The 20,621-nt window shown below is 59.4% G+C and carries 15 protein-coding genes; 8 read left to right on the top strand and 7 right to left on the bottom strand.

Translation table 11 applies throughout. The annotated features are described in order from the left end of the window. Positions 1 to 334: 334 nt before the first annotated feature. Both PQQ52_RS15550 and PQQ52_RS15545 read right to left on the bottom strand, forming a co-directional pair. Positions 335 to 1,189, bottom strand: coding sequence for a beta-1,6-N-acetylglucosaminyltransferase (locus PQQ52_RS15550; RefSeq protein ID WP_408212687.1), 855 nt, complete (start codon positions 1,187 to 1,189; stop codon positions 335 to 337). A gap of 92 nt (positions 1,190 to 1,281) precedes the next feature. Beyond that, positions 1,282 to 2,475, bottom strand: a complete 1,194-nt coding sequence (locus PQQ52_RS15545) for an acyltransferase family protein (RefSeq protein WP_408212685.1) — start codon at positions 2,473 to 2,475, stop codon at positions 1,282 to 1,284. 2,069 nt (positions 2,476 to 4,544) lie between these two features. On the opposite strand from PQQ52_RS15545, the gene PQQ52_RS15540 reads away from it, so the two are divergent. After that, positions 4,545 to 5,027 carry a hypothetical protein gene (locus PQQ52_RS15540; protein WP_408212683.1) on the top strand — a complete coding sequence of 161 codons (483 nt, stop codon included), beginning with the start codon at positions 4,545 to 4,547 and terminating at the stop codon, positions 5,025 to 5,027. Positions 5,028 to 5,101: 74 nt separating this feature from the next. On the opposite strand, the gene PQQ52_RS15535 is transcribed toward PQQ52_RS15540, so the two are convergent. From PQQ52_RS15535 to PQQ52_RS15520, 4 genes are all read right to left on the bottom strand, one after another. Continuing rightward, the gene (locus PQQ52_RS15535; RefSeq protein ID WP_408212680.1) at positions 5,102 to 6,751 is read right to left on the bottom strand and encodes an MFS transporter; all 1,650 of its coding nucleotides are present in this window, start codon (positions 6,749 to 6,751) and stop codon (positions 5,102 to 5,104) included. 257 nt (positions 6,752 to 7,008) lie between these two features. Next, the gene (locus PQQ52_RS15530) at positions 7,009 to 7,236 is read right to left on the bottom strand and encodes a hypothetical protein (RefSeq protein WP_408212677.1); all 228 of its coding nucleotides are present in this window, start codon (positions 7,234 to 7,236) and stop codon (positions 7,009 to 7,011) included. 183 nt (positions 7,237 to 7,419) lie between these two features. Next, a complete protein-coding gene (locus tag PQQ52_RS15525) occupies positions 7,420 to 7,704 on the bottom strand; it encodes a hypothetical protein (protein WP_408212675.1) in 285 nt (94 codons plus the stop codon). A gap of 88 nt (positions 7,705 to 7,792) precedes the next feature. Next, positions 7,793 to 8,074: a hypothetical protein gene (locus tag PQQ52_RS15520; protein ID WP_408212672.1), complete on the bottom strand. Its 282-nt coding sequence runs from the start codon at positions 8,072 to 8,074 to the stop codon at positions 7,793 to 7,795. Positions 8,075 to 8,489: 415 nt separating this feature from the next. Between PQQ52_RS15520 and PQQ52_RS15515 the strand changes: the two genes are divergently transcribed. Then, positions 8,490 to 10,547 (top strand): serine/threonine protein kinase, encoded by a 2,058-nt coding sequence (locus PQQ52_RS15515; RefSeq protein ID WP_408212668.1) that lies wholly within the window; start codon positions 8,490 to 8,492, stop codon positions 10,545 to 10,547. A 138-nt stretch (positions 10,548 to 10,685) separates the two neighbouring features. Here PQQ52_RS15515 and PQQ52_RS15510 read toward each other — a convergent pair whose 3' ends face one another. Beyond that, positions 10,686 to 12,692 carry an SUMF1/EgtB/PvdO family nonheme iron enzyme gene (locus PQQ52_RS15510; RefSeq protein WP_408212665.1) on the bottom strand — a complete coding sequence of 669 codons (2,007 nt, stop codon included), beginning with the start codon at positions 12,690 to 12,692 and terminating at the stop codon, positions 10,686 to 10,688. A 402-nt stretch (positions 12,693 to 13,094) separates the two neighbouring features. On the opposite strand from PQQ52_RS15510, the gene PQQ52_RS15505 reads away from it, so the two are divergent. The 6 genes from PQQ52_RS15505 to PQQ52_RS15480 all read left to right on the top strand — a co-directional run bounded on the left by PQQ52_RS15505 (position 13,095) and on the right by PQQ52_RS15480 (position 20,587). Continuing rightward, the gene (locus PQQ52_RS15505) at positions 13,095 to 13,598 is read left to right on the top strand and encodes a DUF4399 domain-containing protein (RefSeq protein ID WP_408212662.1); all 504 of its coding nucleotides are present in this window, start codon (positions 13,095 to 13,097) and stop codon (positions 13,596 to 13,598) included. A 46-nt stretch (positions 13,599 to 13,644) separates the two neighbouring features. Continuing rightward, a complete protein-coding gene (locus tag PQQ52_RS15500; protein WP_408212659.1) occupies positions 13,645 to 14,079 on the top strand; it encodes a DUF4399 domain-containing protein in 435 nt (144 codons plus the stop codon). A 288-nt stretch (positions 14,080 to 14,367) separates the two neighbouring features. After that, positions 14,368 to 14,643 (top strand): hypothetical protein, encoded by a 276-nt coding sequence (locus PQQ52_RS15495; protein ID WP_408212656.1) that lies wholly within the window; start codon positions 14,368 to 14,370, stop codon positions 14,641 to 14,643. 319 nt (positions 14,644 to 14,962) lie between these two features. Next, on the top strand, positions 14,963 to 16,375 hold the full coding sequence (locus PQQ52_RS15490) for an efflux transporter outer membrane subunit (RefSeq protein ID WP_408212832.1): 1,413 nt from the start codon (positions 14,963 to 14,965) through the stop codon (positions 16,373 to 16,375). A 227-nt stretch (positions 16,376 to 16,602) separates the two neighbouring features. After that, complete coding sequence (locus PQQ52_RS15485; protein WP_408212654.1) at positions 16,603 to 19,236, top strand: FHA domain-containing protein; 2,634 nt, start codon at positions 16,603 to 16,605, stop codon at positions 19,234 to 19,236. Beyond that, a complete protein-coding gene (locus PQQ52_RS15480) occupies positions 19,214 to 20,587 on the top strand; it encodes a beta-barrel domain-containing protein (protein WP_408212651.1) in 1,374 nt (457 codons plus the stop codon). Before PQQ52_RS15485 ends, PQQ52_RS15480 begins: the two co-directional genes overlap by 23 nt. Positions 20,588 to 20,621 lie beyond the last annotated feature (34 nt).

Here is a 20,621-nt window from a genome sequence, read left to right as displayed (position 1 = left end):
GAGCAGCTTAGCTCGCGCTTTTTCTCGCTTGCCACTCGCCCGATAGGGTTGAATCTCAAGAAATAGCGTTTTCGACCGGTGCCTTTTTTGAGGCCCACATGGCACTTTGCAGACTCAGGGCAAGATAGAAAGCGCACCAGACAAAGCAAAGGCGCGAAAAACTCAGAAGAGCAATCGTCATAAAGGGTCCCGTAGCGTGTGTTTCGCTCTATAGATCGAGCTGATTCGTTTTATTTGGCGTGTAGTGTGCAACCGGTCATGCATTCGGGTCTCTACCATCTCATCGAATTACGGCGTTCCCCCACTTAATTTTTATGCGGCAAAGCAAAAAATCTTAATTGTCAGCCGTGCTCCATCGTAGAGTTTTATTTATCCTATCTAGAACATCTTCCGATTCGTCGTTAAATTTTCTTGCAAAATAGAATTCACCATCCTGCTTATTTCTCAAGGTCTCGATGTGCTTGTCAACAAACGGTCCTGGCGCTGGCTGCGTCGTCCAGTCCTGGAATAACCAGGAATTCCGTGCGTTCTGGTGGAAATTAGAATTTCCTATGATCGTATGGAATAGTGACTCTTCTACACACCAGCCACCTTTATAGAAATCAATCAGTGTTCGATTACTGCGCACCTCGCTAATCACGTACTTTAAGCACTCGTCCGTCAACGCCCACCATGTCGTCCCATGGAACACTCCATCAAACGGCAGTTTGCGTTTGTAGATCAACCCGAGCAACAATTCTGTCAGGACGAACATTCGAGACTTCAGGCTCTTACTCCGTCTGTCGAAGCCGTCGAAATGATAGTGCGTAAGACGTTCTGGGGGCTTATCTTTAAAGAAGCCTTTTCTCAAAGTTATAATCTCGCGGCTCTTCTCAAGTTCCGATATTATTTCGAAATTTGATTTAATCGGATAGTCTGAGCCACTCAGTAAAACATGCCTGTCCGCTCCAATCTTGATGGAGGCTTCGGCGAGATTGATGATGGCTTGCTGGTGACTCCATCCTCCCCACCATACGGGTATGGATTCAGTGGAAAACACGTCACGCCCGAAATTCCGCAGTAACGGACCGGACTTTTTATCATAGTGAACTATGAATTTCACGTCCGCCTGTGGTGTCCGTAGTGCTTCAATTAATCTCCCCAGATGCTTTTCATTTGAAAAAGCGCTAATCAAGTAGTTTATTTTCATGATCTATCAGCAGTTTTTTATGTTTGTACACTCGGAGCCCAGTCGTATTGCATAGGCTCGACGACGAAGCATGCGCTGAACTGCGCTGCTATCTAGCGGTGGGACAACTCATCGCTCAAGCACGCACCGGCGATTGCCTGCGAACGGGCTATCCCGTCGAGTCCGGCTGTATCTGGCATCGCGGCGGTGTTGAGCGTGTTGATGGTGCCGGAGCCTTTGCCGATCCGTTTGAACAGGCGATTTAGAGGCTTCTCAATCGCTGCGTAAGAGGCGCAACCGAATGCCACGGCTGCGACTGACATGATGAATCCTGTGACATCAGGAGGTAGGCTGATCTTTTCGGCCACCTTGATCGCTGGGATCGCAACGAAGATATGTGCGAGGTAAATGCTGTAGGACGCATCTCCAAGATAGATCAGAATTCTATTCACCAAAGTCGGGCGCACGTCCGACATCGTGGTCAAGATGAGAATGGCGAACGCCGGAATGCCAACTCTAACGACACGTGGCCCGTCGATCACGTAGCAACCGACAACAAAGACAGTCAGCGCCAAAAACGGTGCGGCGAGCCGCATCGTGCCGCGCAGCCGCAAGCCGGGGAGGGCCTCATAAATGCGCCCGTAGATCGCACCCGCGAGGAAATCGAGAGTGATTGGGTCACCGATCATGTATGTCAAGTTGACCCAGTTTTGCCGTTCACCGACGCCAATGCCAAAGTGCGACAAGCCGAATATCCCAAGCATCAGGAACGCCAGACATGGCACCAGCATCCGCTTTCCGGACACAGCAAGACATACCGCGAACAACGCATAAAAATACATCTCGTAGACCAACGTCCACGCTTGTGGCAGCAGCAAATGAAAGGTGTGGTCGGATGGCAGCGCTGGCAGTAGCAGCAGGGCATGAACCAGGCTGCCCGGAGAGAGTCCGTGCGCCGAGGATATCCCCCAGTTCGTTCCCGACCGAGCGGCAAGGAAGACCAAGGGAAGCATCGCGAATGTCCAGAAGCAATAGATCGGATAGATACGCCGGATCCGAGCTCCCATGAATGTGAATGCGGCACGGATTGACGCGGCTTCGCTTCTAACGGAGGTAGCCATTATGAAGCCGCTGATGCAGAAAAAAATGTCTACACCAAAGCCACCAAGTTGTTCGAAGTTGAGAGCGCCGCCTATCGACGGACCGTGGGCCACTGTCGAGGTGCCTCCCCAAACGTGGGTCAGCACAACTAGAAGCGCTGCGAGTGCACGCAATATCTGAAGGGACTCAACTTTTTTTGTCTGCACGTCTCTATCGCTTCGGTCGTGGGCTATCAGTTTTGAGGGAGTCGGGCCGCATGAAAGCGAGCTCCATGCCATGAGGCATGAGGCCCACTTGGCGCTCCGCAGACTTAAGGCGAGATAGGAAAGCGCACCAGATAATGCAAAGCTGCGAAAGGCTCAGAAGAGCGATCGTCATAGGGGTCCCGTAGCGTGTGTTCGCTCGATAGAACGAGCTGAATCGTATTGTTTGGCGCGCAGCGTGCCGTCGGTTGTGCTATTTGAGTCTATACAAGCTATTTTTGTGCCATGCAGCATAGGCTGCAGATTCCCTCGTTGCGGCGCGTGTGAGGGCTAGTTGTGGATTTGATGTACCCCGTAACGTCGCGTGGCGTTACGTATCGCGCGTTACATTTGCGACCGCTGAGGATTGCCTCTGATCATGTGGCGAGTAGTGTCGAACCAGAATTGTCTCGGCGTTGGCCGTTGGCTCGTTGGAAGAACAGGTAGTTGGGTTCATCCTTTGCGTAACGTGCGGGACGGCTGCCGGGCAGACAATTATGAGTTCGTGAATGTCCGTCCGAGCGTCATGCAAGACGAACTCCTTCGCGTCCGATCGTGGCCTGACGTTTTGTGGGGAGCGGACCATTTCATCGAGTTACGACGGTCCCACATTTAATTTTTCTGCGGAGAAGTAAAAAATCTCAATCACTAATCAAGTAATTTACTAGCGGCTTTTTGTTAGCATGCTCGGAATCTTGTCGGATTGCATATTAGGCGAAGCAATTTCCAAATGTCTATGCTCAAGGGTGAACCGCTCCCTTTCACCACGCTCGGACGAATGTTGGCCAGTATTCCAGTGCGCCCGTGCTGTCTACCGGTCCATCAAGCACACTGATCAGAGATCGCTCGACGAGCGGACCGCCCTGACGACGGTGCGAATTTCCGTCTGAGCAAGCCTAGGATGCAAGATACTGTCACCATCGACCGTATCATGCTGGAATGCTGATGTCAGGAGTCAGACTTCAATGCCGAAACCAGGCACTCTGGTCACGCTCTAACCCCCCCTCTCCGCCTCAAACCGATCCAACTCCCCCAGCAAATGCCTGATTTGAAACGTTTGCAGTTCGGTCAGCGGAAACTCATCCTGTATGCGGTGTAGTCGTTTTCGCCAATAGGCTGGCGGCAGCACAGGTTCACCCCGAAAGGCGCGCAGCGACGGCGCCATCACACGCGCGACGTGCGCGATGTCTTCATCCATTGTCATGCAAGAGCCCCGAAAGACCTCGGTGTTTAGCTTTTATTTTTTATGTGCGCGCTTTTGGTAAGAATCGGTCGTAGTAGCTGCGCAAACGTCGAGGCTCATAGTAAGAAATCAGAATCGACAGGTCAAGGTCTCTTGGCGAATTTCGTATGGACGGCGATTCGAATTTGCCTTAATTTCAGGGCTATTTCGACGGCGGGAGCGTTTCCATGGATAGCTTGTCCAGTCGTCCGATGACGATGCCTTTACCCGCACGATCGCTTCGACGCGTCACATGTTAAACGGCGCAAGTGAGTGCCTCCAAACCTGAAGACGCAGGCGGAAAGACAGGGGGCTGTTTGAGGTAGGGTGGCTCGTCACCATGAGATCATTCGTTGAGCGCATTACCGTCGAGACGTCGAGAAGGCCGTTTTGGTTGGCGAACTAAAGCGGCAGTGCGTCTATTGCGTCCGTCCGACCGAGTCGTTCAAACGATCAAACTGCTGCATGGCAACAAGCGACAGCGCGACACCAGGTAGCAATGTAAAGATTGGTTATAATTCGCGCGATTAACTCATCCGGTGATCGTCCCAAAAAACGGATGGTTTAAATTGCTTCTGCCGTCAGACAAGACGGCGCGGGTTTGACAGCCCGTAGCGTTAAACTGCACTGCCTACGAAAGTGGGTAGTGCTCACCCATGCGTGTCCTTTCTATGGGCGGGCCGTGGTGAGGGGACCGAAAGGTCCGCCGGTTATGGTTTAACGCCCGGTCTGTCAACCTCGCTACGTGCCCGCTCACCCCATCTGTCTAGCGAGTGTCGGGCGATCCAAGGAAGCAACCGGGAATCGCACCATGAGCAAATCCGTTGAAACCTCACCCTTCCAGCAACCGCACAGCGTTGAAGCCCACGCGAGGGTCAAACGCATCGCGAGCGCCGCAGCCGATTTGAGCGAGAGACATGCGGCGCAGTTCGCCAATCTCGCCGCGTTGGCGAGAACCTTGCAAACGGTTATATCGGCGAGCAAAGTCAAGTTGGACGACTACGCGCAATTAGCGCGAGCCCTCGTCGACTGTGCTGAACAGTACAAGGAGCAGGCGGATCTGGAAGACATCGCGTTGTCAATCATCGCAACCGATACTCAATTCCTGCTCGACGATGAAGCGCGTGCTGCTGTTCTCGGAAGCCGCTCGCGCAGAGTCAAAGTCACAGGCGAAACAAGCGATCACAAAGTAACACCGGTGAGAAAGGCGAAGGTCGTCAGAAAATCCAGCGCCAGGCTACGCGAGCAAATAATTACGAAATTTGCCGAGCCGACAACCGCCACCACACACTGAGACCGGCCAGGGGCATCAAACCCAAACCCAAACCCAAAGCCCAAAATCCAAACCCAAACCCAAACCCGACGCCATTAAAGCGCATTCCCTCGCGGCGGAAGCGCATCAGCTTCCGTCGCCCCTCCGCCGATCACCACCTCCGCTTCCGGATAACTGATCCGCACCGGCGGCACAAACCACGCGAGGCACAAGCCGATCAACGCGGCCGCACCCGCCATCAGAATACCGATATGAATCGACTGCACGAGCGCATCGCGTGCGGAATTCATCATCGCATCGCCCGCGTGCCCGGCGCTCACCAGACGATTGATCAACGCGGCCTGCTCCGCGCGGTCCACCAGCAGCTCGGGACTCGCAAACGATTTGAACCACTGCGTCGCCTGATACGAGGCAAGCGAGCGATGCACACCCTGCGTGTAGAGATGTCCGAGCAACGCACCGGTCATCACCGTGCCTAGCATCCCACCAAAAGTACGCAACGATTGCAGCAGTGCTGTCGCCGCACCGAGTTGATCTCGCGCGACGATCTGCTGCGAACAGACAGTCAGACTGGTCGCCACCAGACCGAGCCCGAGACCGCTGATACCCATGCACGACATCCACACGAGATGCGGCTCAGTGCCTCTCAGAACGATCACGCTCAGACAGGCCAGCGCGGACAGCGCGAAACCCACATACATGATGCCGTTCGCGCGCCGGATCCGCGTGACGATACGATTGTTCACCACACTGCCTACCGTTGTGCCGAGCAGCAGCGGCGTGATCAGCATGCCCGAGTCGTGCGCGGACATCGCATAGCCGCCCTGAAACAGCAGCGGCACATAAAACACCAACGAAAACAGCGCGAATCCACCGAGCACCGACATCGCGAAGAGCGCGGAGAGCTTGCGGTCCATCAGCATATCCACCGGAACGATCGGATACGCGATGCGCCGCTCCCATAGCCACAGAGTCAGCGCGCAACTCAACGCCACGACGGCCAGCACAATGGTTATCGTGTCGACGCCGTGCTTAGGAAACAATTCGATCAGCAATTGCAGTGCGCCGAACGTGACCGCGAGCACGATTGCACCGAGCCAATCGAGCCGCACTGGGCCCTTGCGCCGCAGATGATGCAGTGGTGGCAAAAAGCGCTGCACAAACAACAGCGACACGAGGCCGACCGGCACGTTGACAAAAAACACCAGCCGCCAGCCGCCATATTGTGTGAGCACGCCGCCGAGTGTCGGCCCGACCATATTGGCGAAGCCGAACGCGGACGTCACGAACACCAGCCAGCGCAACCGCAACTTCGGATTGGGGAACAGATCGGCGACGGTAGCGAACACCGTGCCGATCAGAATGCCGCCGCCAATCCCTTGCAGACCGCGCGAAATCACCAGCAACAGCATGCTGGTTGCGAAGCCGCACAAAACCGACGCACCGGTAAACAACAGAATCGCGGCGATCAGAAATGGCTTGCGGCCGAACAGATCGCCCAGCCGGCCGAAGATCGGAATCGTGATCACCGAAGCCAGCATGTACGACGTCGCGACCCAGGCGTACAGATCGAAGCCCTTCAGATCGGCGACGATGCGCGGCAGGGCTGTGCCGACAATCGTCTGATCGAGCGCCACCAGCATCGAGACGAAGGCAATGCCAAGCATCGCCAGCAGCGATTCGCGAAACGGCAGCAATTGTCCGCTGGGTAGAGGGGTGTCGAGACTCGGCGTCGTGGCGATCATATTTGTCCACTCATTTGCGCGTGACCTGATGCGCGGTTTGTTTCCAATTGCAGGCATCTCACGCGTCCTATAAGAAGGACCTTTAAATACGGCTGTCGAAGATGTCAGTGTCGATCTGGTTCGAAGCAAGCCATGCAGGAGGATGCCGGCACGACCGGCACGCATGCGGATGGCACGCGGATCAAGTGTATGGGCATCAAACGCAAACGGCACGCGCGTTAAGCACGTGCCGTTGCTGCGAGTGTCTGAACGGCGGTCTAGCTGCGCGACAAATCGCGCGTGACGGTAGCAGCGGCCACATCGGCAATGGTCTGATGTGCCGCGGGAAAACCCGGCGGATAGTCGACAACGCGTGCGGTTCCCGGTACCACCTGCACGGCGACGCTCGTACGCGCTCCGATCCGTGCACCGCCAACAATCGCGGCCATCGCCTCCCGGTCGAGTTCGACGCTATCGGTGAGGTCTTTGATCACGAGCTTTGCCATGGCGGCTCCAGGGAAGCGATCGAGCCGGCGGCTGGTGGGATTCTCCTGCCGCCGCCCGGGTGTGTCTTTAAGTGTGCTGAGGTCTCGTCGCACTATCAGTATAGGAAATCTGCTTGCAGCTCGCCTGTGGGATGTGAACAAGCCGCAGTAGGGAAGTCCCCGCTCCCTCGCTACTGCACGCCATTAAACGTTGGCGTAATTGGCAGCCCACAGCGACGGGCTGACATTCAGATTCAACGGCACGAAGCCCGCGCCGATCACGCCAATGTTGTTGAGAGCGGCAACATTGACGGTTTGTATCTGGCTGAGGTTCTGGACCACCGAGACGCTGACATTGGCGACGCCGCCAAGGCCAGGCATAGAAGGCAAGCCAGGTACGCTGCTGCCGGTGCCGCCGGCCACCGCCGACATTGCGCGGCGGTCGAGCTCGCGGGTGCGGGACAGATCGCGAATCATGAGGGATGACATGGTGATTCTCCAAAGGTGCGCGGGAGACGGGCGTGATCGAAGTGAAGCGGAGAGTGCCGAGGGCCCCTCCGCTTCGCCGAATCAGGCTTTAAACGTGGATGTTGTTGCTGGACGTGACGTAGGGAACGATCGACGTATCGAGGCCGGCGGCGAACGCAACGTTGTTGCCGTTGGCGTTCTGGATGTTCAGCTCGTTGCTGATCAACTGCGTGGCGCTGACCTGCTTGCTGTTGTTCGGCGCGAACACCGGGCTGATGTTGGTGTACGACGTGCTGGGGAAGCCGAAGCCGAGGCCGCCGCGCACGGCACGCATGGCCTTGCTGTCGAGTTGTGCGGTGAGGGACAGGTCTTTGATGATCAGCGTGTTCATGGTAAATCTCCTGGAAGGAAACATCACAGTCTTGCGGTTGGGTTCGAGCATCTTGTCTGCTCGAGTGTCACTAACGCATGGGCTGTGCCAGTTTTATTCGCGCCTCCTAATAAAGTTGGCGGAGGCTTGATGCACAAGGCTTTCGCGTCATGCCGCCACGTCGGAGACACAGCACGGCCACTTGAAGATAGCGGGCGGCTGATGGCGCATACCCAACAACGCGTCGAATTCTGTTGGATGTCGCAAGACACTCGCCGGCCCTGCACGCAGCGGGGCAATCCTGGTTTGCGAAAGCGCGGGTCGGGAGCTAGTATCGAAGCGGCACATGTAACTGGTTACGACAGGTTTTCTATCGGCCCGAAAGGCTCCGGTCGCATGCGATCCGGCCCAACGGCAGCGGGGGCGCTTCGCACAAATGGCTAGCCTTGCGCATGTGATTCGCGACTATCAGAGCGGCGAGCTGTCACGTGACGAGTTCGTCGCTCAACTCGACAGCACGTTGACGACCGAAGGACTCGGTCCCACGCAGCTGCTGGATATGCTCGGCGCAGCGCATCGTAAAACCCCTCTACCCGACGATCTCTACACCGAAGTGCGGCGGCGCATCGAACAGTTGCGCGTCTCGAACGTGGCGGCCGGCGGCGAGGAAACCGGCATGCAGACCACCGTCGAGATACCGCCGGTACGCTCGGCGAGCGGGGCGAACGCGGCAGGCTCCACAAGTGCCGGGAGCGCCGCCAGCGCGCCGGGACACGATCAGATCAAAGGCACCGGCGATACGCTGAACAACCGCTTCGTTCTCGAGGAATGTCTGGGTGTCGGCGGGATGGGCACGGTGTACAAGGCGCTCGATTTGCGCAAGCTCGAGGCGTCGGATCGTAAGCCGTATCTCGCGGTCAAGGTGCTCAACGTCCAGTTCCGCGGCAATCCGAATTCGCTTGTCGCGCTGCAACGCGAGGCGCGCAAGGCGCAGGTGCTCGCGCACCGCAACATCATCGCGGTGTACGACTTCGATCGCGACGGACCAATCGTCTACCTGACGATGGAGTACCTCACCGGCAAGCCGCTGAGCCAGCTATTGCGTACGCCGGGCTATAAGGGAATGCCGGTTCGCGCCGCGCTGCCGATTGTGCGCGGCATGTGCAATGCACTGGCCTATGCGCACGAACATGGCTTCGTGCATTGCGATTTCAAGCCCGCCAACGTCTTTCTCACGACGAATGCCGAAGTGAAGGTGATCGACTTCGGCATTGCCCGTGTGTTCCAGCGGCCGGAGGAGGAGAGCGACGCTACTGTCTTCGACCCTGGCAGTCTCGGCGCGTTGACACCCGCCTATGCGAGTCCGGAAATGATCGAGCATCGCGAGCCGGACCCGCGCGACGATATCTATGCGCTCGGCTGCATTACCTACGAGTTATTGACGGGCCACCATCCATTCGACCGATTGTCGGCGACTCAGGCCCGCAATGCGGACTTCAAACCGCAGCGGCCCCCCAATCTCGATGCGAAACAGTGGCGCGCGTTGCGCACCGCGCTTTCGTTTGATCGCGACACGCGCATGCCGAGCGTTGTGCGCTTCATCGCGGAGTTCGACAACGAAGCGCGCGCGGAGAAGTCGGGTACGTTGGTGAAGGTGGGATTCGCGGGGTTTGCGGTGGTGTGTGCCGCGGCGGTCGGCGTGTTTGCTTTGCGCTCAGCGCCGAATCGGCAAAGTGGCACGCAGTCGGCATCGGAGGCAGCTTCGGGCGCGTCATCACCCCCGGCGCAACCTCCTGTGCCACCCGCGCCTAAACCCGCATTGACCCTGGCCGCCATCGCGCCTGTTCTGGCGCAAATACCGTGCTCGGCGCTGTCCGCTTCTGCACAAGACCACGCGTTGACGGTGCGTGGCTACGTTTCGCAACGCTACGGGGCAGCGCATCTGAAGGACACCCTGACGGCATTGCCGGGCGTCGATACGCTGACGCTCCAGGTCGAGCCGCTCGCCGACGACAAATGCGCCACGATCAACGCGCTCGCCCCCTATTGGACCCGCAACTGGCAGGCGGGCCACGTTGCATCGCTGCATGTTCGGCCGCCCGGCGGCCAGTTGAGCGAAGGCGATCCGCTGATCGTCGACGTGACCACGCCCGCTTACGACTCGTACGTGAACCTCGATTACTACCAGCTCGACGGCAGCATCGTGCACATGGTGCCGAGCCCACGTGCGAAAGACAACCAGGCGCCCCCGCACTATTCGGCCACTATCGGCAGCGCGGGTGACTGGATCATTTCGAAGCCGTTTGGATCGGAGATGGTCGTGCTGTTGATTACGCCGGCGCAGCTATTCGACAAGCCGCGGCCCGAAAGCGAATCACGTGCCGATTATCTGCGCGCACTGGATACGCGGCTCACGCAGATGGCCGGCAAATACGGTCAGGATCACATCGTGGCCGACTTCGCGCCGATCACGACCAGGGCGCACACGCCTTAAGGGGCGCATTGGGATCGCCCGCGGTTGCCGAAGCGCTCACAGGCCCAGCGCCACGCATGGCCTCTTAACCACGCGTAACCCCAGAAACACAGAAACACCCACCGCCCAGCATGACCCGCTGCCACTGCCGCCTCTGCACTACTTCAAATCCTTGACCACCCTGAAGCCATCCTGCGACTGGCGCACGCTGGCGCTGTACTTGAAGCGCGTCGCGCTCAGCATGTAGCTCCCACCTTCGCGCCACGAACCGCCACGAATTACGCGCATGTCGCAACTGGGGCTGTCCCACGCGTGACCGTCGGTGGGCGCGCCCTGGTAGGAGTTGTGCCAGCAATCGGCGACCCATTCCCAGACATTGCCGTTCATGTCATACAGGCCAACTGGATTCGGCGCGAACGAGCCGGCCGTTTCGGGCCCCTCCTTGTGCCAGGGATCGCCACAATCCTTGCAATTGGCGTTGCCCTTGCGCATCTGATCGCCCCACCAGTATGCCGTTGTGGTGCCGCCACGGTCCGCGTATTCCCATTCGGCTTCCGTGGGCAAGCGGTACGGTTTGCCGGTCGTTTTGCTCAGCCATTTCACGTACTGTTGCGCGTCGTCCCAACTGAGGTCGCGTGCCGGTGTCGCTTTGTTCGTATTGCTTTCCGGCGTCAGCTTTTGACAGGCGTTCGCTGCGGCGCACGCGTTCCATTGCTCGACGGTCACCTCGTACTTGCCGATCGCGAACGGCGTGCCGATGGTCACGTGATGGACGGGCTTTTCGGACGGGTCGTCGGTGCTGCTGCCCATCGAGAACTCGCCCGCAGGCAACGCGATCATGATCGGGCAGGTGGCGCAATCGCGGCTTTCGCCCGCGCTTGGCGCATGCGTGGTGGGCTTTTGCGCGACCATCGGCATGGAAGGGGCTGCGAGTGCGGCGGTCGCTGCAGTCGGCGTAGGCGCGGCGGCGTGTGGGTGGGCTTGCGGCGCAGCGCTGGCGGGTGGGGTTGACCGCGCGGCCTGCGGTGTCGGCGAAACTGCTGGCGCGGCAGATGTCGTGGCGGACGGCGAAGTGGATGGCGCACTCGCCGGCGCCGCGGCGCGCAACCGGTCGATACGTGCATGGGCGAGCGTGGCGAAGCGCCCATTCGGATAGGCCTTCAAATAGGCCTCGTAATCGCTGGGGTAGTTGCTGTCCTTGATGGAATTCCAGAAGGTAATCTCGTATTGCTCGCTGCTGTCCTTTGGCAGGATGCCTCTGCTATGCAGCGCGATAATCGGATCGTCGCTCGTAGCGGCTGTGAGCGTCGTAATGGCGGTGCGAGATACCGGCTCGTCAAGGCTTGCGTCCCTCGCAAGCGATGAGGCGATCCACGGCGTTTGCTCACCGCCAGTCACCTCGCTCACCCTCGTCGCGACGCGTTGAAACAATCCCGCAAGATCCTGTGATGAAGAAGCGTCGTTGAGCACGTGCAGCAATGCATTCGTATAGACGCCATGACGCAGGCCGTCCGCGGCAAACCCTCCCGGTGCGGTTGCGTACGCAACCACCGTATTGGCAGGCAGCGCGGACGTATCGGGCGTTAGGTCGCTGGAGAACGGGTTGTTCAGGCAGGTATCGAGAATCACGAGATTAAGTGCATCAGCACGCGGCGCCCGCATCGCCTGCAGTACGGTATTCAAATCGACGCTTTCGCTGACCCATCGTGCTGGAGCGTGTGCATCGAGCCCGGCGGGCACGAGCAACGTCTGCGTTCCGATTTGCAAACCGTGTCCCGCGAAATAGAAGAGTCCGGTGCCACCTTCTCGCAGACGTTGGCGGAATTCGCCGATGGCCTGCCGCATTTGCTGCGGCGTCGCATTGGTGCGCATGATGACGTCGAAACCGTGCGCACGCAGTGTGTCGCGCAGGGCTTCAGCATCGCGCGGCGCATTATCGCGGACTGGGTCGGCGTCATGACCGCCGGTACCGTTGCCGATCACTAACGCGATGCGCGCGGGCAGCGTGTTGTTCTTTTGCGGTGTGAGCGGCCTGCTCGAAGCAGCCGTCGTACGCATAGCAGCGGCACCGTGCTCCGCACCATCGCGCTGCGCCGCGGCGTAAGCGCTGCCCCAATGCACCTGAATGACCCCGGCCATACACACCAGCAGGAATGTTCGCCACATATTCGTATCCTGTTTATTCCGGACAGAACATAGGGTTTTGACGACAGCGACACTCGCGTCAGCCGTTGGAGTGGATCGGGTGCAGCATCGATGCCGCTATCGACTCTCCATCGACAACCTATGAACAACGATAGCACGCAGTTTGCGCGTCACAACTGTCCGCACACCATCAATGCGTTATACGGTTAACGAGTGTGGCGTATCTTTTTGGCAAGTTACGTCCTAAGCTAATTCACAAAGTAGGGCAGTACGGCCGTTTTAATAGTACTGCCGCCCATCGACGTGAATCCGCCACGTGAACTCACGTGAAACTACGCGAGCGCCCGCGACATTCAGCCGGAGCGTCCGGTCTGCGCTTTGCGCAGCCGAGGCAGCCATGACTTTTCTTCGGGAGAGTGCGCAATGCGAAGAACCCTCACACCTGGCGTGCTCGATATACGTCACGGAACGAAGGCGAGCCTTGCAAAGCTCTGCACGGTTTTGTGCGCCGCTGTTTCTCTCGTGCTCGGCATTGTGTCAACGTCTGGATCCGCGCTTGCCGAACAAACGCCTTCGCCACCGGGCGCCGAGGAATACATCATCTGGCCGTCGGATGGCGCGGTAATTCACGGCGGCAAGCTGTGGGTCCGCATGGGTCTGCGCAATATGGGCGTGTGTCCGAAGGGCGTGGCGATTCCGAACACCGGGCATCACCATCTGCTGATCGACACCGATCTACCGCCACTCGACCAGGAAATTCCGTCGGACCGCAACCACCTGCATTTCGGTGCGGGTGAAACCGACGCGCGCATTGAGTTGCCGCCGGGCAAGCACACACTGCAGCTTATTCTCGGCGACCACAGCCACGTGCCGCACGTGCCACCGGTGTATTCGAAGAAAATCACCATCACCGTACTAAAAGACTAGCTGTCCCGTTCGTTCAAAGCGGGTCCGTCAGGACGGAGAGACCAACATGTACAAGATCATCGCGCTCGCGGCGCTCGTGACTTTGGCGTCACTGGCCTCGCCGGATTTCGCCACGGCCGGCACGACGCCGTCGCCGGCCGGCGCGCACGTCTATATCGGCTATCCGAACGACGGGCAGGTGGTGCAGGCCAATAAACCGTTTCGGGTGTGGTTCGGCTTGCGCTATATGGGTGTGGCGCCGAAAGGCGTCAAGTACCCGAACACGGGGCACCACCATCTGCTGATCGATACCGACCTGCCACCGATGGACCAGGAAATTCCAAATGACCGCAACCATCTGCACTTCGGCGCGGGCGAAACGGAAACGACGATTCAACTGCCGCCTGGCAAGCACACGTTGCAACTGCTGATGGGCGACGACATGCACATGCCGCACAATCCGCCGGTGTACTCGAAGAAGATCACGGTCATTGCGCGTTGACGCCGTATTGCCTGGCGCGATCGGTCTTTCGTTTCAGTGTCACGTCGCAACCAACACCATCGCGCGCGTTGTTGGTTGGGATCCACCAGCACCAGCCTGCCGCTTCGCAGCCATTGCGCCGCGTCTAACGGCACATCACTCCCGAAGCCCTTTATCTGCAGCCGTTCAGAAGATTTCCTGGGAACGGAAAGCGGAACTGGCATAGCCCATGCATTAGTGACACTCGAGCAGACAAGATGCTCGAACCCAATCGCAGGACTGTGCTGTTTCCCTTCCAGGAGATTTACCATGAACACGCTGATGATCAAAGACCTGTCCCTCACCGCACAACTCGACAGCAAGGCCATGAGCGCCGTGCGCGGCGGCTTCGGCCCGTCTTCGTCGTACTTCAACTTCATGCCTGTGTATGCGCCGAACAACAGCAAGGCCGTCGACGCCACGCAGCTGATCAGCACCACGATGAACATTCAGAACGCGAACGGCAACAACGCAGCGTTCGTTGCCGGTGTCACCACCACGATCGATCCGCATGTGAGCTCGAGCAACAACATCAACGTGTATTGAACGGCACAGGCCGCCGCGGAGGCTTTCCGGCCTCCGCGGGACGTACACCTTCAGCGCATCAAAAAGACTTCGCATCCAATCGTTCTTTCCACACGACCCTGGCGTCACCGCCCGATCCCCGCGCCGACATTTCTGCACTGCTTCGATGGTGAAGCCGGACAGGACATGCTTTACTTAAACAGCGCGTTCTCCTCGTGCAGCGTAGCCGGTGTCATCGGAGAAAATCGTGTCAGCGTTGCTTGAATCAATGGTTCGTCGGCACTTTTTCAGCGCTTCTGCACGGTGCTATGCGAGCCGTCAACCGGCGAGCGCGAACCGCATGGCCGCGGCACTGCGCGGACTCTGCGTGGCAACGGCCTGTGCGCTGTCGCTGTGCGCATGTATCGACGTCAGCATGCCCGACTACAAGCGGCCCGATACGCCGGCCAAGGCGTCGTGGTCGGATCAGAAAGGCTCGCCCGTATCGGCGGCCGCGACCATCGAGCCGGATTGGTGGAAAGGCTTCCACGATCCGTATCTGGACACGCTGATCGCGAAAGCGATCGCCAGCAACTTCGACATCAAGGTGCTGGCCGCGCGTATCGACGTGGCTGGCACGCAGATCGGCGAGGCCAAAGCCGGCGCGTTGCCAACCATGGATCTCGGCGGCGGCGCCGATTTCGAAAAGACTACCGGTCAGACGTTTGCCAAACAGTACAACGTTGCGACGCAGGTTAGCTGGGATATCGATATCTGGGGCAAGGTGGAGAAGGGCGTGCAGGCGCAGAAGGCCGAATTCCACGCAAGTGAGGCGGATTGGCGCGCCGGCTATCTGGAACTGGTGGCGAATGTCTCGAGTACCTATTTCCAGATCCTGCAATTCGACGACCAGATCGAGCAGCAGCAACAAACGCTCGCCACGAACAGGCAGATTCTCACCATCTACGACGGCCAACGCCGCAATGGCCTCGTGCCGCAAACCCAGGTGTTACGTCAGCAGGCCGAGATCAACCGCCTGACGAATCAGTTGCTCGAACTGCGCCGCTCGCGCGATCTCGCGAATAACGCGCTATGCACGCTGCTCGGCGTGCCGGCGGGCGAGTTCCAGTCGCCGAAAGGACATTTGCAGCAACGCGTGCAACTGCCCGTAGTGCCCGACGGTTTGCCCGCGCAACTCCTCGCGCGGCGCCCCGACGTGGTGGCCGCCGAGTTCAGAGTGCTGGAAGCCTACGACCTGGTCGGCCAGGCCAAGCTCGCGCAACTGCCCACCATCAACCTCACTGGCCACGGTGGCACGGCGAGTTTCGCGCTGACCGATTTGCTGAAGTCGTTCACCTACGGATTCATGCCGAGCATCAACATTCCGCTGCTCGACCCTGGCGTACGCGCGCACGTGAAGGTCACGAAAGCGCAATCGACGGTCGCCGAACAACAGTACCGCGTCGCTGTGATGGGGGCGTTCGAGGAAGTGGAAAACGCGCTGGTCAATCTGAATTCGCACAAGGCGCAGCGCGTGGAGTTGCAGCAGGAGGTTTCGCGTCTGCAAATCGTCGCCGATCAGATCCAGTCGCAACTACGCCTCGGCGTGGTGTCCCAGCTGGAAGTTTTTGAAACCGAACGGACTTTGCTGGCGGCGCAGCAGGAACTGCTTGCCAATCATCAACTGATTCTGTCGGATACGGTGTTGCTCTATAAGGCGCTAGGCGGTGGCTGGCCGAGCGTGGATGTGCAGGCGGAAGTAAAGGAACACTGAGCTAATCCGCGGCGTGGCGTATTTCGGCTGCTTTCGGCTGCATATGACGCATGAATGGCTCTTACAACCGACGATTTGAAAATTGACACTTGCCATGCGTGACTTAAAATTTGTAAGGAGTCAGATTCTGCACGGCTCCCTAGAAAATCCGCTATTCGCTGTAGTTCTTCTTTCCGCTCCTGCTGCGTTCTCGCCGCAGCGGGTAAACGATTAGTGATCCAGATAAAATGGCCACCGGGGAAGCTCCGATTGCTGAGATGCGCGCGACAGAGAACTCCACATTCGACGTGGTGCTGTCGCCGGTTGGTTCCGCGCAGCAGCCCGCGCTCGACACGATCCGGATTGTCGATAGTCTGTTCGCGATCGGGCGCAGCGAGGTGCCGTTTACCGACTACCCCGCCGAACGGATTACCCGCCTGTCACGCCGTCATGCGCGGATTTTCACGGAGCACGGCGCCGTCTATGTCGCCGATCTTGGCAGCAAGAATGGCACGACACTCAATGGCATCGCGGTGCGGCAAGCCCCGGCGCGGGTGCGTGCCGGCGACCAGTTGTGTTTCGGCGGCGAGCTCTGCTATCGCGTGAGTATCGAGCCGCGCGCGCGAATCGTCGCTGCTGCCAGCGCGATGTCGGCGCCCGGCTTGCTACTGGTGCCGCAACGCGACGACCTCGGGCTTCAACCGATCGAGGTGCAGGCGTTCCCCTTTCTGATCAGCAAAGCGGACGAGGTCTTCTCGCGCTACAAGGACCGCTATCCGCATCAGGTCAACTACATCTCACGGCGTCATGCGCACATCTTTCTGAAGGGCGGCGAACTCTACCTCGAAGATCTGGGCAGCACCAACGGGACATTCGTCGGCGGAAAGCGGCTCGACGAAACCGCGCTGGCGCTGGTGGAGGGGGACCTCCTTGCATTTGGCGGCGACCACTTCGTCTACAGGGTGACACTGCAAAAACCCCCTGAAGTCGAGCCGACCGTGACCCAGCTATACCTCAATCCCGCTGTCGACGAAGCTGTCGATACCGACAAGACCACGTTCGTCGGCGCCGCGCATTCGTTCCTCGATATCTTTTGTGTCGACCCGGGACTACAACGCGAAGACGAAGTCAACGAGGCAGCGCAGGCCGCATCCGCATCCGCACAGGCAAAGCGCGACACGCTGACAGGCGGTGCGAACGGTTCCAACGGCACAAAAAGCATCAATGGAACGAACAGAACAAACGGCACGCATGGCGAAAACGGCGCACATGCGAGGCAAGGCACGAACGGCACGAACGTGCAGAAGGGCCGGCCGCAGCGTTGGCGTCTGCTCGCGGGAGAACTCAGCAAGGCCTTTGCGGGTGACGATCACACGATGGCGCGTCGCGCCGCGTGGTGGAGTGGCGCGGCCTTCGCCGTTCTGGTGGCTGTTGCGCTGACGCTTTACGTGCGCGGCTCATCGGAGCGTGACTTGAGAAGCTTGCTGGCAAGCGGTGATTACACCAGCGCGGTGACCGCGGCAAACGGCTATCTGGCGAATCATCCCGCCGACACGAAAGTCAGCGCGTTGGCAAGCGAAGCGCTGCTGAAGGCAAAAGTCCCCGGCTGGCTGAATACGCTGCAAAAGGCGCAGTTCGATCAGGCCGACGCGCTGCTCAAGGAGATGAGCGCGTTGAGTGCGAACAATGCAGACGCCGCGTCTCTGGTCGGCGAATTGCAATGGGTGGGCGACCTGGAGCGCTTCGTGGTGGGGCGCGGCGGGGCGGACGCGCCGATCCGCATGTACGCCGACGAGGCGACCATCAGCGGCCTGCTGCAACGGTGGGACGACGACGCCCGGAGCCATCAGCGCGCGCTTGACCGTATTGCCTCGTACGTCCCCGTTTTTGCAGAGCCGTACGCACAGGCGCTGAGCCATCTGCGCAAACTGGAAAGTGACGACTCGGTGTATATCGCCGCCATCGACCGCCTGAACGGCACTATTCGTACCGAACTGGCGCGCGACAAGCCCGATGCGCTGCCTGCCGTCCTCGACGATTACGCACAGCGCTATCCGCGTCTCGCCGGCCTCGATCGTGTGCGGGAAGATTTGCGCCACTACACCGACGTGTTGAACGCCGCGCTGGGTCGGCAATTGACGCCGTTGCTCGCCTTGCTGAAAACGGTGCGTTTCAGTACGCCGCCATTTCAGGCGCAGTTTCAGCAACTGGCCGCGAGCCGTCTGCCGTCGGCGGATGTCATTCAGCGTCATGACGCCGCCAGCGCGGCGTGGCAGCGGGGCGATGCACAACAGGCGCTGGCCGGCTTGCAGACCATGCCGGCGGGGCCGTGGTCCGACGTGATCGCGGCGGAACTGGCGCACAAGAAAGCGCAGCTCGACCAGTTCACCGACTTGCAGAAGACACGGGGCAACAAGGATTACGACCAACGCCTGCTGTCGTTCTACGCCAGTCTCGATCCGACGGCAGACGCGTGGTTCGTGCAATCCGTCCAGAAAGACGTTGCCGCCTTGCACGACAAAGCTCTCGCGCGTGCGCAAGACCTGCTGCTGCGCGCGCAGAGCCTCTGGAAGCAGTACCGGGCGAGCGGTTCGATCGGCGGCACGCAACGGCTGGAAGCAGGGATTTCGCCCGGCTTTCGCAGCGAGGCGCGTCTGCTTTCCGATGCGCAGTCTGCCGCGCAACAGGGCATGCGCATCTACACGCAACTGAAGGCGGATCATCCCGCCGATTTCGACCGCCTGCTCGCGGATATCGAAGCGGAAGCGGATTTGCAGCGTCGCTCGCTCACGGAGCTGCGCATGGTGCTGGACCCCGGACTGTTGAGGGCAAAGCTGGCGTTGATCGGAGACGAGCAGAGTGAAACGCGACAATCACCCTAAACCGTTGTCGGAGGCGCTGGAAGACCATAGCGTCGAAGGCATCGCGATTCTGACGGCGGAGCCAGTGCGGCTCGCCCGAGCGCTGATCTGGGCGATGGTCGCGCTGGTGGTGGCCGGCTTGCTGTGGTCGTTCGTGGGTCGCGCCGATGTGATCGTCAGCGCGCAAGGCACGCTCTCGCCGGAATCGGAGGTGCGCCGCATCTATGCGCCGATCGACGGCGAACTCGCCGATCTGTACATCGCCGAGGGGCAACCGGTATCGAAGGGCGACGTGCTGGCGCGGCTGAATGCGCGCGGCGCGATCGAGGCCGCGAGCAACGCACTGCAGGCGCAGCTCAAACTCGAAGACGCCGAACGCGACTGGAAACAGTTCCCCGAGAAGAAGGCGCTGATGGAGCGCAAGGCGGCCGCGCTGAAGGCGCAGATGGAAGTGGAAGCCCATCAACATGAAAATCGCGTCTCCGAAGGCACGACCAAGCTCGCCGAGGGCCAGAAGGCCGAACTCGACGAAGCGCGCAGCGTGCTCGACAATGCGCGCCGTACGCGTGAGGCGGCACGTCAGGAACTGGACCGCTACTCGCGGCTTTTTGCGCAACCGGGTGGCGGCGGTATCGCCGAGTTGCAGGTCGAACAGAAACGGACCGCTGCGATGGAAGCGGATAACGCCTACCGCGTCGCGCAATCGAAACTCGCGGAACTGGATTTCCGCCTGAGTCATGAATACGCGCAGGCCAATGCGCAACTCGAAACCAGCGGGCAGCAGACCACCGACCTGCAGCTCCAGTACGACTCGGCAATCCGCGACATTACCGACGCGGAGGACAAGCTGCGTCTGCAACTGCAGACCGCACGCCTCGTGGCCGAAGCCGCGGCGCGGATCCGCTTCGAGAACATCGACAAAGACAATTTCCTGCTGATCCTCGCACCGGTCTCCGGCGTCATCACCGACGTGACCTCAACGCAGCGGGGCGACAAGATCCAGGCGAACGCGCCGCTCGGCGGCATCGCGCCGAAAGATGCGAAGCCCGTGCTGAAGATCGAAATCGCCGAACAAAATCGTGCTTTTCTGCACGAGGGCCAGCCGGTCAAGCTGAAATTCAACGCGTTCCCCTATCAACGCTATGGGCTGATCAGCGGCACGCTGGCCTATATTTCGCCGGCCACCAAGCCGTCCTCGCTGGACAAGCAGCCGGTGTACGAAGGCCGCGTCACGCTCGACAAGAACTACTACCAGATCGCCGACACCCGCTATCCGCTGCGCTACGGCATGACAGCGAGCGCGGAAATCGTGGTGCGCGAGCGGCGCCTGATCGACCTGGGTCTCGATCCGTTCAGGCAGGTAGCAGGTTGAGCGCGCCAATTACACGTCAATCAAAGGAGCGGAT

The organism is Paraburkholderia sediminicola, assembly GCF_046030555.1.
Lineage (GTDB): Bacteria > Pseudomonadota > Gammaproteobacteria > Burkholderiales > Burkholderiaceae > Paraburkholderia > Paraburkholderia sediminicola_E.
The sequence above is the reverse complement of the archived record's forward strand: the minus strand, read 5'-3'. Positions and strand labels throughout refer to the sequence as shown.

What these genes read in the sequence shown, in the direction of transcription:
- PQQ52_RS15550 (WP_408212687.1), bottom strand. Translation starts at nt 1,189, where the DNA reads ATGAAAATAAACTACTTGATTAGCGCTTTTTCAAATGAAAAGCATCTG.
- PQQ52_RS15540 (WP_408212683.1), top strand. Translation starts at nt 4,545, where the DNA reads ATGAGCAAATCCGTTGAAACCTCACCCTTCCAGCAACCGCACAGCGTT.
- PQQ52_RS15535 (WP_408212680.1), bottom strand. Translation starts at nt 6,751, where the DNA reads ATGATCGCCACGACGCCGAGTCTCGACACCCCTCTACCCAGCGGACAA.
- PQQ52_RS15530 (WP_408212677.1), bottom strand. Translation starts at nt 7,236, where the DNA reads ATGGCAAAGCTCGTGATCAAAGACCTCACCGATAGCGTCGAACTCGAC.
- PQQ52_RS15525 (WP_408212675.1), bottom strand. Translation starts at nt 7,704, where the DNA reads ATGTCATCCCTCATGATTCGCGATCTGTCCCGCACCCGCGAGCTCGAC.
- PQQ52_RS15520 (WP_408212672.1), bottom strand. Translation starts at nt 8,074, where the DNA reads ATGAACACGCTGATCATCAAAGACCTGTCCCTCACCGCACAACTCGAC.
- PQQ52_RS15515 (WP_408212668.1), top strand. Translation starts at nt 8,490, where the DNA reads ATGGCTAGCCTTGCGCATGTGATTCGCGACTATCAGAGCGGCGAGCTG.
- PQQ52_RS15510 (WP_408212665.1), bottom strand. Translation starts at nt 12,692, where the DNA reads ATGTGGCGAACATTCCTGCTGGTGTGTATGGCCGGGGTCATTCAGGTG.
- PQQ52_RS15505 (WP_408212662.1), top strand. Translation starts at nt 13,095, where the DNA reads ATGCGAAGAACCCTCACACCTGGCGTGCTCGATATACGTCACGGAACG.
- PQQ52_RS15500 (WP_408212659.1), top strand. Translation starts at nt 13,645, where the DNA reads ATGTACAAGATCATCGCGCTCGCGGCGCTCGTGACTTTGGCGTCACTG.
- PQQ52_RS15495 (WP_408212656.1), top strand. Translation starts at nt 14,368, where the DNA reads ATGAACACGCTGATGATCAAAGACCTGTCCCTCACCGCACAACTCGAC.
- PQQ52_RS15490 (WP_408212832.1), top strand. Translation starts at nt 14,963, where the DNA reads ATGGCCGCGGCACTGCGCGGACTCTGCGTGGCAACGGCCTGTGCGCTG.
- PQQ52_RS15485 (WP_408212654.1), top strand. Translation starts at nt 16,603, where the DNA reads ATGGCCACCGGGGAAGCTCCGATTGCTGAGATGCGCGCGACAGAGAAC.